The sequence below is a fragment of the Aliterella atlantica CENA595 genome, from assembly GCF_000952155.1.
Taxonomy (GTDB): Bacteria; Cyanobacteriota; Cyanobacteriia; order Cyanobacteriales; family Chroococcidiopsidaceae; genus Aliterella; species Aliterella atlantica.
Genome location: NZ_JYON01000050.1, coordinates 1 through 10673, shown reverse-complemented (window position 1 = coordinate 10673; position 10673 = coordinate 1). Strand labels below are relative to the sequence as shown.

Sequence of the window (10673 nt, the reverse complement as noted above, 5' to 3'; positions counted from 1 at the left end):
GGGAAGCAGGGGGAGCAGGGGAAGCAGGGGGAGGTAGGAGGGGGTAGGGAGAGATAATTAATTTCTGGGCTTGTTGTTGATAGTCTGCTACAGTCAAAGTCTCTGCAGGTTCGCAGATATCAATTAGATAATGAGGTACTTCCTGCCGTTCCTGCAACGAAGGTTTAGCCGTACCAATGTCAAACTCGCGGTACACTTGACGCGAATCAGCACTAATAATCATCGTCTCTAGCCTTTTCGCTAAAGCTAAAGCCAAACTAGACTTTCCTGTAGCCGTCGCGCCACAAATTGTAATTAACCTAGAACTGCAATAATTAGCTGGGTACATCCCTTAAATAAAATGCTCCTTAGACCATGCTAGAGTCGTCATCAAGCCTTTTGTGCTACAATTTATGAGTGATTTATTATTTTATAGGTCGCTAGGCGACTTCAACCTTATTTTTGGAGAACCCATTTCATGACGAGCAGCTACAGCGCCGATCAGATTCAAGTTCTGGAAGGTCTGGAACCCGTCCGCAAGCGACCAGGTATGTATATCGGTACAACTGGACCAAGGGGACTCCATCATTTAGTTTACGAGGTAGTAGACAACTCGATCGATGAAGCTTTGGCAGGGCATTGCACGCATATCGAGATTGACTTAAACGCTGATGGTTCTGTAACAGTCACAGATGACGGTCGCGGTATTCCGACCGATACTCATCCACAAACTGGGAAATCAGCACTAGAAACTGTAATGACAGTTTTACACGCCGGGGGGAAATTTGGCGGCGGCGGTTACAAAGTTTCTGGAGGTCTGCACGGAGTAGGGATTTCTGTTGTCAATGCCTTATCTGAGTTTGTAGAAGTTACGGTATGGCGAGAAAAGCGCGTTTTTCTGCAAAGATTCGAGCGCGGTATTCCTGTCGGCGAACTTCAGTCAAAACCACACAAAGAGCCTCGCACTGGAACTTCAGTGACATTTAAGCCAGATGCAGAAATTTTTACTGTAGGTACGGAGTTTGACTATATAACCCTAGCTGGACGTTTGCGCGAGTTGGCGTATCTAAATGCTGGAGTAAAAATTACTTTTACTGACAACCGCTTAGATGTACTTAAAGCTAGCGAACCAAAGGTAGAAACATACGAGTATAAAGGCGGGATCAAAGAATATGTCGCGTACATGAACCGCGACAAGCAACCGTTGCATGAAGAAATTATTTTCGTGCAAGGCGAACGCAACGACGTACAGGTAGAAGTAGCGTTGCAGTGGTGTACGGATGCTTATACAGATAATTTGCTCGGTTTTGCGAACAATATTCGTACAGTAGACGGCGGTACGCACCTAGAAGGACTGAAGGCGGTACTGACACGGACTATGAATGCGATCGCCCGCAAGCGCAATAAAATTAAAGAAAATGAACCAAACCTCAGCGGCGAACACGTTAGAGAAGGTTTAACAGCAGTTATATCTGTCAAAGTTCCCGATCCAGAATTTGAAGGACAAACCAAGACAAAGTTAGGCAATACCGAAGTAAGGGGAATAGTTGATTCTTTAGTAGGAGAAGTATTAACCGAGTATCTAGAATTTCGTCCGCCTGTCGCCGATCAAATTTTAGATAAAGCAATTCAAGCCTTCAAAGCCGCAGAAGCCGCCCGTCACGCACGCGAATTAGTTAGGCGTAAATCAGTATTAGAATCGTCACCCTTACCAGGAAAACTAGCCGATTGTAGTTCTAGAGATCCTAGCGAGTCAGAGATATATATCGTTGAAGGAGATTCCGCAGGTGGATGTTGGCATGGTGACACACTTGTTGCTTTAGCTGATGGACGAAATCTCAGCTTTAAAGAGATTGTAGCTGAACAAGAAATGGGCAAAGAGCATTTCTGCTACACGATTCGTCACGATGGGAACATTGGCATAGAGCGCATTATTCACCCCCGAATAACTAAGACTGATGCAGAAGTCATCAAAGTAACTCTAGATAACGGCGAAACTCTTATCTGTACTCCAGACCATCCCTTTATGCTGCGAGATGGTACTTATAAAGCAGCCGCATCTTTAACCCCAGATGATTCCTTAATGCCTCTATATAGAAAAATATCCAACAAAAGTGAGCCAAAAATCACTATTGATGGCTATGAGATGGTATGGAATCCTCGTTCAGATTCTTGGCTGTTTACTCACTTGGTTGCTGATTGGTACAATCGCTGGCAAGGTGTTTATGCAAAATCAGCAGGCGAACACTGCCATCATCTAGATTTTAATAAGCTCAACAATAATCCCACAAATCTGCGAAGAATCCCTGCTGATGAGCATTTAAAAATACATCAGGCTCATTTGGAGAAAACTTTGCATCGTCCTGATGTTATAGACAAATGCCGTAAAGTTCATCAGGGTGAAACATTCCGCACCAAAATGAGCGAACGTATGCGACAACCAAAAACGCGGCAAATACTCTCATCAAATGCTAAAGCTCAGTGGGAGAATGAAGCGTATAAGGCTTATATGGCTGCTAAGTGGAATGAGTTTTATAGTAGCAACGATGCTTACCGTGCTGCCAATCACGAACAACTAAACTTAGCACAACAGGAATATTGGAGTAATGAGGCAAACTGTATAGCTCAAGCTCAAAGAGTGCGCGATTACTTTGAAAATAATCCTCAAGCGCGAGCAGCCCATTCAGATCTTGCTAAACAACAATGGCAAGATGAAGCCTTGATAGAGTGGCGACGTAACAAGACCCAAGAGCAATGGACAGACGAATTTAGAGCCAAGCGTCAAGCAGCCTTAAACAAGATATACTACAGTAAAACAATTGCGGCTCTCAAACAGATTGAGATTGAACAAGGAAATCTCGATTTAGACGCTTACCGTGCTTATCGGCTTGAAACTAAAGATAAGTCGCTATTACGGTTTGAAACTTTTTGCGATCGCTATTTCCAAGGCAAGCAAGAACTAGCCCATGAAGCAGTTTCCAACTACAATCACCGGATTGTATCGATTGAACGTTTAGAAGAACGCATTGACGTTTACGACATTGAAGTTCCTCATACTCATAACTTTGCTTTAGCAAGTGGGATTTTTGTCCATAACAGCGCCAAGCAAGGACGCGATCGCAGATTCCAAGCAATTCTGCCTTTGCGCGGTAAAATCCTCAATATCGAAAAAACTGATGATGCCAAAATCTACAAAAACACTGAAATCCAAGCGCTAATTACAGCACTAGGTTTAGGTGTCAAAGGCGAAGAGTTTGATGCCTCTCAACTACGCTATCACCGCATAGTAATTATGACTGACGCTGACGTAGATGGCGCGCACATCAGAACCCTTTTGCTGACGTTCTTCTACCGCTATCAGCGTAGTTTGATCGAACAAGGATATATCTATATTGCTTGTCCTCCACTGTATAAAATCGAGCGCGGGCGCAATCATTATTATTGCTATAGCGATCGCGAACTTACTAACCTAGTCCAACATGAGTTTCCTGCGAATGCTAATTACACAATCCAGCGCTTTAAAGGGTTGGGTGAAATGATGCCGACGCAACTGTGGGATACTACGATGAACCCAGAAACGCGCACTCTCAAACAAGTCGAAATTGAGGATGCTGCTGAAGCCGATCGCATCTTTACTGTATTGATGGGCGATCGCGTTGCTCCTAGACGCGAATTCATCGAAACCTACGGTCCTCGTCTCAATCTCGCTGAACTCGATATCTAGTTAAAAGCTAGGTAATTTCTCGCAACGCCAGCCTAAAAGATAAATGCAATTAGGCTGGCTTTAAAATAATTAACAAAATTCTTAAGCAAAACGTTCTAATGTAACGATTTAGTGGCTTTTATTTTTTGCTTAATCGATCCCTACCAGTCGTTAACATTAAAACTTGGAAATTTTTAACATGAGTAGCAATTTAGCAACAAAACTTCGTGAAGGGACTAAGAAAGCCCATAGCGCAGCAGAAAACATGGGTTTTGTCAAGTGCTTTCTAAAAGGAGTTGTAGAAAAGAACTCCTACCGCAAGTTAGTTGGTAACTTCTATTTCGTCTATTCAGCAATGGAAGAAGAAATGGAACGCCACAAAAATCATCCCATAATATCTAAAATCTATTACCCACAGCTAAACCGCCAGCGTACTTTAGAGCAAGATTTGAGCTTTTACTACGGTGCAAATTGGAAAGAGCAAATTGTGCTATCGCCTGCTGGGGAAGCTTACGTTAAGCGGATTCGGGAAGTATCTAATTCATCTCCTGAGCTATTAATTGCTCACTCCTACACTCGTTATATTGGCGACTTGTCAGGCGGACAGATTCTCAAAAATATTGCTCAAAGAGCGATGAATCTTTCTGAGGGCGAAGGTACAGCTTTCTACGAGTTCAAAGATATCCCTGATGAGAAGCAGTTCAAAGCTACTTATCGCCAAGCATTAGACGAGATGCCTATAGATGATGCTACAGGCGATCGCATTGTCGATGAAGCGAATGCCGCGTTTGGCATGAACATGAAGCTATTCCAAGAAATGGAAGGTAGCTTGATTAAAGCAATTGGACAAATGTTGTTCAATACTCTTACTCGCCGTCGCACTCGCGGCAGCACAGAACTCGCTACAGCCGAGTAATAATACCTAGATTAATTAGTAGGGGTGGGTTTGATAGTTTTTCAAGGGTAGCAATGCCTGGAAAAATTACCAAATCTGCCCCTAAGTTGTCTCAAAATAAGATCGTCAGTTAAATAAATTTGGACTAAATGGCTGCAAAACTTCCTGTAACTGTAATTACTGGCTTCTTGGGTAGCGGTAAAACTACCTTAATTCGTCACTTGCTGCAAAACAATCAAGGCAAACGCATTGCTGTATTAGTTAATGAATTTGGCGAACTGGGAATCGATGGCGAACTGCTGAAGTCTTGCCAAGTTTGCCCTGATGACGCTGATAGCGAAGCTAATATTGTGGAATTAACTAACGGCTGTCTGTGCTGTACGGTACAAGAAGAATTTTTGCCGACGATGCTGGAATTGCTCAAGCGGCGAGATAAGCTAGATTGCATTTTAATTGAGACTTCAGGGCTGGCTTTGCCTAAGCCATTAGTAAAAGCATTCCGTTGGCATGAAATTCGCAATGCAGCGACGGTTGATGCTGTCATTACAGTAGTTGATTGCGAGGCAGTGGCAAAAGGTACGTTTGCTAGCGATCCGGAAGCTGTAGACAGCCAAAGACAAGCAGATGATAATTTAGAGCATGAAACGCCGTTACAGGAATTGTTTGAGGATCAGTTAGCTTGTGCCGATTTAGTAGTCTTAAATAAAACAGATTTGGTTGATGCAGCAACTCAACAAGAAGTCGTTAATGTAATTCAACAAGAACTACCTAGAGTAGTGAAGATTGTAACAAGCGATCGCTCAAAATTAGATCCTCATATCTTACTAGGCTTTCAAGCGGCTGTGGAAGACAATTTAGAGGCACGTCCTAGCCATCACGACAGCGAAGAAGACCACGATCACGACGATGAGATTAATTCAGTCAATGTTGTTTTAGACCGCGCTTTTGAGCCGCACAAGCTGCAAGACCAATTGCAAAAACTTACTCAAGAGCAAGATATTTATCGGATCAAGGGCTTTGTTGCCGTACCAAATAAGCCTATGCGTCTAGTTATGCAAGGTGTGGGACAAAGATTCGAGCAATTTTACGATCGCCCTTGGCAGCCAGAAGAAGCGCAACAGACGCGATTAGTATTTATTGGTAGGGAGCTTAAAGGTGCAGAAATCCAGTCGCAACTAGCAGCTATGCCTAGTTAATTTTTAGCAACTGGTTGAGCGTAAATCCCTAAATGATTGGCAACTGGACGTTGGCGCGTTGGTAGGCGTGTGTGAATGGGTGCGTTGAGCAAAGTTGGTTTCCCATTTTGAGAAATTGCTAATGTTGACGAACCTCCACCGTCCAAATTTAGGGCTGTATATGCACCTAGCTCAATCAAAATATCAGTGAATTCTGCTAAGTTAACACCTTCACTATAAAAAGCCTGACGACCATCAACAACAACTAGCAATAACTTATCAGCTTGCTCGTTGATGGCGACTGCTGTAGAGGGCATCAATTTTGCTTCACTAATATCTATATCCAATGGTACGCGATCGCCATTCTCCAACAAAAACCGATTGCCTGCCACACCTTGAGCAGTTCCTAGCGCGCATTTTTCATGACGAATTTCTGCCTTGTTATCAGCAAAAATGCATAATACTGGCCAAATTTTTTCAGCAGGCGAGTAGATATTGCCATTAGAAATTGATTGACCTAATATATTTGCGCCTTCTCCTGAGCGGGGGCTATAATCCCAAGGCGATTTTTCATAAAAGGGGTGAAAGAAGCTAGCATTAACTGCTAGTTGCAGCCCGTGTTTAGCTAAAAAAGCTGACGTAATTTGAGCTTTGACTTCTAACCCCTCAGCAGTGCGCTCTTCGGGCGTAACCAAAAACTTCAATCCTGGCGCTGTTAGGTCAACAGTAACAACATGAAGCATCAGCGAACGGGGTTGAGAACGCGCCTCGCGCCGATAGTTAATACCCTGAAATAATTGTTGTTCTATATCGCTGCGCGGCGGACGGCTGAGGCACAAGCTAACGTACATCAGCAAGGGTACGACCAATACACTAATCAGCGTAACTTTTAGCGATCGCTTGAGATTGATTTTGGCAAGATAAGTCATTTAACTAATTTAAAACACTGGCGATCGCTTGCTTACTTTTGGGCAACTGTACACGGGGCTAATATAGTTGTCGCGTTAGGAGGCATGAGCGCGACTACATGAGGTACAGGGCGAGGTGTATAACCTACTAACGAATCTCCCTTATAAACTAAAGAAGTGCTAGCACCAGAATCGAGCATCACTGCATCGCGCAATCCAGCTAAACCAAGCGCAGCACCTAAAGATATTGAATCTACTGGTTCGTTAGATACGCCTATAGTCGGTTTTCCTACTCTGTCAATTCCCCAAAAAGCACGATGGCGTAAGGCATCAAAACCGTACAAATTGGCAAAGTTTTGGGTTAATTGGGGTTGATTGTCTTTAACTAGCCAAGCTGCAGCAACAAAAGCATCGGTAACGTTGGGCATTTCTGCCTGAATTCCGGCTAATGTATTGTGCTTGAAAGGATCGAAGCTAATAAATTTTACTGCTTGGGGACTTATCAACACCAAAGGTCGCCCAGCAAGTTTGGGAATTTCTCCTTTATTACCTGGAATAAATTGGTTGTTGATTTGGCTCAATACAGGTCCAATCATCACATTAGAGTTTAGATATCTCAGCGAGAAAAAGCCGCCATCAACTGCTGCTACTGCTTGCGTTCCAGCAATAATTTCTGCTACTTGAGAGCGGCTTTTGGCATGAATAGTCACTGGTTTACCACCTGAAATTAGAGTCAGTGGTATATCCTCAAGAGTCGTTTTAGTTACTTCAACATCGGCAGAAAAGTCAAAGATACCACCCCAACTAGGTAGTTTTGCTCCTCCCCAGGCTTGAGCTATAGGACTTACATCAGGTTGAGTTAATGCCTGTGCTAGCCGCGATTGTCCGAACCGCGATATTGCTAGCATACTATCTGACTGTCCGGCATAGCGCTCGTCTGTATCGCTCATGGTTAAAGCAGCTTGATAACCTGCCTCTTGTACTGCCTTTGCTACTCGTTGGTCGTACTTGCCTTCAGGATATGTAAAGTAGCGGATAGGGATGCCTAATTGCGCTTCTAAAATCTTTTTTGATTTTGTTAGTTCTAGTTGCAGTCGTGCGTCAGACAACTCTCTTAAATCGCGGGGATGAGTAATGCTATGAGATGCGATTGTAATTAAAGGGTCGGCTGCCATTTCTTTTAGTTGTTGCCAATTAACGTGGCTTCTGCCTGTATTTTTGCCCATATTATGGGTATAAACAGAAAAAACTGCTGGATAGCCGTACTTTTTCAGCAGTGGGTAGACGTACTCGTAATGACCGCCATAGCCATCATCAAAAGTCAACATAATTGGCTTCTCTGGTAGCGGTAAACCTGTGCGTAAATGCGTTACTAATTGGTCAAAACTGATAGGTGTTAAACCTTTTTCTTTGATTAAACGTAAGTGTTGCGCGAAGTCTTGATATGTAACGTCAAAAAATACTTCTTTTACAGCTAAGACATCATGATACATAAATACGGGTACTCTTGCCAATTTTGCCCGTTCGTTAATATTGGGCGAAACGCTAGGATTAAAATAAGCTGCCATTTGCGGACCTAAGCTTTGGCTAATTGTTGCTACGACTGTCTTAGGTTCATTCAGCCAACTTGCTACTTGAAATAAATCGCTGACAACATTGCTTAGTTCAACGTCAAAATTAAGAGGATTTTGGCAAGAATTTTCTGTGCTAGGAGTTGCCTGCACAGTAGACGTTACTAATAAAGGCGAATATAAAACAATAGGTATAAAAATTTTAAATACGCGAGATGCCAAACAAGAAAATAGTAATTTTTTATACTCTTGATGCGGTTGTCTCATAAGTTTTTCAATAAATATGGTTCCCCAGTAAAATGAGAGCCATATCTTTTAGTAACACCTACACCCTAATAGCAATCTTTTAAGGCAGCAATCACAATTTCTTGAAAACACGCCAAGGTGAATTTAAGTTAACTTAGCTTACTATTACTAAACTTAATTTGCCAAGCAACCTAGTATTGATTTTTACTGCCCCAGTTCAATTCTAGCTTGCTCTACTAATTCGACAGTAATAACTTCCACCCCTGCAACACGGGCTAAATGTTCGATTCGCGCAGTGGCTTGAGAGCGCACGAAAAAAGGAATTTTTTTGAGCTTGGCTTTAGCTTGTGGTGTCCATTGCAAGTCGTCTGCTAGATGAGAATCGCTCATAGTGCTACCACTCATAAACACTTAAAAGAATGCAAACAGCAATCAGCGCAGGTGACTTTGTAGGATGCCATCAATCTTAGCTGCTATGCTTTCTCTGTATAGATTCGATTGTGTCACATAAAAGCGATCGCAACATTCAACTAACTAATTCTATTAACTTATATTCGGGAAGGTTTGCCGTCTTCTGCCCAAAAAAAACTCCTGCTTTTACACAGGAGCTTTTTAGTTGTTTAATTAGATAGCTAAATTCAGTAAAGCTATTTAGTCAATCGGACCCATAGACATTACTGGTTCGCTTTCGCGGTTAATGCCTTTTTCAAAACCAGCAACCGCCGCTCTTGCTCTACCTGCGTGCCACAAGTGACCTACTAGGAAGAAGAAAAACATGACAAAGTGGAAGCAAGCCAACCACGAACGAGGAGATACAAAGTTGAACGAGTTAATCTCTGTTGCTACACCACCTACAGAGTTCAAAGAACCCAAAGGAGCGTGTGTCATGTATTCAGCAGCACGGCGAGCTTGCCAAGGCTGAATATCGTTCTTGATTTTGTCTAGGTCAAGACCGTTAGGACCGCGTAATGGCTCAAGCCAAGGAGCGCGAACGTCCCAGAAACGCATTGTTTCACCACCAAAGATGATTTCCCCAGTAGGAGAGCGCATCAAGTATTTACCCAAGCCAGTAGGACCTTGCGCCGAACCAACGTTTGCACCCAAGCGCTGGTCGCGAATTAAAAAGGTCAAAGCCTGAGCTTGAGATGCTTCGGGACCTGTAGGACCGTAAAATTCGCTGGGATATACAGTATTGTTAAACCAGACGTAGCAAGTAGCAATAAAAGCCATCAGCGACAAAGCGCCTAAGCTGTATGAAAGGTATGCTTCACCAGACCAAATGAAAGCACGACGCGCCCAAGCAAAAGGCTTAGTCAAAACGTGGAAAATACCGCCAGTAATCAGTAGTAAAGCAACCCAAATATGACCGCCAACTACATCTTCTAGGTTATCTACGCTAACAATAGAACCTTCGCCACCGAAGGGAGACCTCAGTACGTAACCAAAGATTACTGCTGGGTTGAGCGTAGGATTAGAAATTACCCTAACATCTCCACCACCAGGCGCCCAAGTATCGTACAATCCGCCGAAGAACATGGCTTTGAGAACTAAGAGCAATGCACCGCAACCTAAAATAATTAGGTGAAAGCCGATGATGCTGGTCATTTTGTTCTTGTCTTTCCAGTCATAACCAAAGAAAGCAGAATATTCCTCTAAGGTTTCAGGACCGCGAACGGCATGATAAATACCGCCAAAACCAAGAACAGCCGAAGAAATTAAATGCAGTACGCCAACTACGAAGTAAGGGAAGGTGTCAATTACTTCACCACCTGCGCCTACACCCCAGCCTTGAGCGGCTAAGTGAGGTAGCAAGATTAAGCCCTGTTCGTACATGGGCTTTTCTGGGATAAAGTGAGCGACTTCAAATAAAGTCATTGCTCCTGCCCAGAATACAATCAAACCAGAATGGGCAACGTGAGCGCCTAGCAGTTTGCCAGACAAGTTGATTAAACGGGCGTTACCAGACCACCAGGCAAAACCTGTGGATTCTAGGTCGCGACCGCCACCCATGACTAAATCTCTGTTTAAAGACGCATTATAAGGCGTTTCCACGTGGTAGAACCTCCTCTGGGAATTTAAATTGTTCGTGAGGCTGGTCTTGAGGAGCCATCCAAGCGCGGATCCCCTCATTGAGCAACACGTTTTTGGTGTAGAAAGTTTCAAACTCTGGGTCTTCAGCCGCTCTTAACTCTTGGC

The 10673-nt window shown here is 43.4% G+C and carries 8 protein-coding genes and 1 pseudogene; 3 read left to right on the top strand and 6 right to left on the bottom strand.

Features of this window, described 5'->3' with window-relative positions; translation table 11 throughout:
- On the bottom strand, positions 1-328 hold a 328-nt coding region (locus UH38_RS24340), incomplete at its 3' end, for an isopentenyl transferase family protein (RefSeq protein WP_045057306.1).
- 129 nt (positions 329-457) lie between these two features.
- Here UH38_RS24340 and gyrB point away from each other — a divergent pair.
- The 3 genes from gyrB (at position 458) to cobW (ending at position 5773) form a co-directional block, all read left to right on the top strand.
- A complete protein-coding gene (gyrB, locus tag UH38_RS24335; protein WP_045057305.1) occupies positions 458-3703 on the top strand; it encodes a DNA topoisomerase (ATP-hydrolyzing) subunit B in 3246 nt (1081 codons plus the stop codon).
- A gap of 178 nt (positions 3704-3881) precedes the next feature.
- Positions 3882-4598, top strand: a complete 717-nt coding sequence (locus UH38_RS24330) for a biliverdin-producing heme oxygenase (RefSeq protein WP_045057304.1) — start codon at positions 3882-3884, stop codon at positions 4596-4598.
- A gap of 128 nt (positions 4599-4726) precedes the next feature.
- Positions 4727-5773 (top strand): cobalamin biosynthesis protein CobW, encoded by a 1047-nt coding sequence (gene cobW / locus UH38_RS24325; RefSeq protein ID WP_045057303.1) that lies wholly within the window; start codon positions 4727-4729, stop codon positions 5771-5773.
- On the opposite strand, the gene UH38_RS24320 is transcribed toward cobW, so the two are convergent.
- The 5 genes and pseudogenes from UH38_RS24320 to UH38_RS26095 all read right to left on the bottom strand — a co-directional run.
- Positions 5770-6681 carry a phosphodiester glycosidase family protein gene (locus tag UH38_RS24320; RefSeq protein WP_045057302.1) on the bottom strand — a complete coding sequence of 304 codons (912 nt, stop codon included), beginning with the start codon at positions 6679-6681 and terminating at the stop codon, positions 5770-5772. The two genes, cobW and UH38_RS24320, sit on opposite strands and share 4 nt — an antisense overlap.
- 32 nt (positions 6682-6713) lie before the next feature.
- A complete protein-coding gene (locus UH38_RS24315) occupies positions 6714-8498 on the bottom strand; it encodes a polysaccharide deacetylase family protein (protein WP_082065518.1) in 1785 nt (594 codons plus the stop codon).
- Between the two features lie 183 nt (positions 8499-8681).
- Positions 8682-8867 (bottom strand): PCP reductase family protein, encoded by a 186-nt coding sequence (locus UH38_RS24310; protein ID WP_045057301.1) that lies wholly within the window; start codon positions 8865-8867, stop codon positions 8682-8684.
- A gap of 261 nt (positions 8868-9128) precedes the next feature.
- Entirely contained in the window at positions 9129-10487 is a 1359-nt protein-coding gene (psbC, locus tag UH38_RS24305; RefSeq protein WP_045057300.1) for a photosystem II reaction center protein CP43, read from the bottom strand.
- 25 nt (positions 10488-10512) lie between these two features.
- A pseudogene (locus UH38_RS26095) lies at positions 10513-10673 on the bottom strand (photosystem II D2 protein (photosystem q(a) protein)); the annotation flags it as partial.

Excerpts from the sequence above, each read along its gene's own strand:
- cobW (WP_045057303.1), top strand. The coding sequence starts at position 4,727 with ATGGCTGCAAAACTTCCTGTAACTGTAATTACTGGCTTCTTGGGTAGC.
- UH38_RS24330 (WP_045057304.1), top strand. The coding sequence starts at position 3,882 with ATGAGTAGCAATTTAGCAACAAAACTTCGTGAAGGGACTAAGAAAGCC.
- UH38_RS24320 (WP_045057302.1), bottom strand. The coding sequence starts at position 6,681 with ATGACTTATCTTGCCAAAATCAATCTCAAGCGATCGCTAAAAGTTACG.
- gyrB (WP_045057305.1), top strand. The coding sequence starts at position 458 with ATGACGAGCAGCTACAGCGCCGATCAGATTCAAGTTCTGGAAGGTCTG.
- psbC (WP_045057300.1), bottom strand. The coding sequence starts at position 10,487 with ATGGGTGGCGGTCGCGACCTAGAATCCACAGGTTTTGCCTGGTGGTCT.
- UH38_RS24315 (WP_082065518.1), bottom strand. The coding sequence starts at position 8,498 with ATGAGACAACCGCATCAAGAGTATAAAAAATTACTATTTTCTTGTTTG.
- UH38_RS24310 (WP_045057301.1), bottom strand. The coding sequence starts at position 8,867 with ATGAGCGATTCTCATCTAGCAGACGACTTGCAATGGACACCACAAGCT.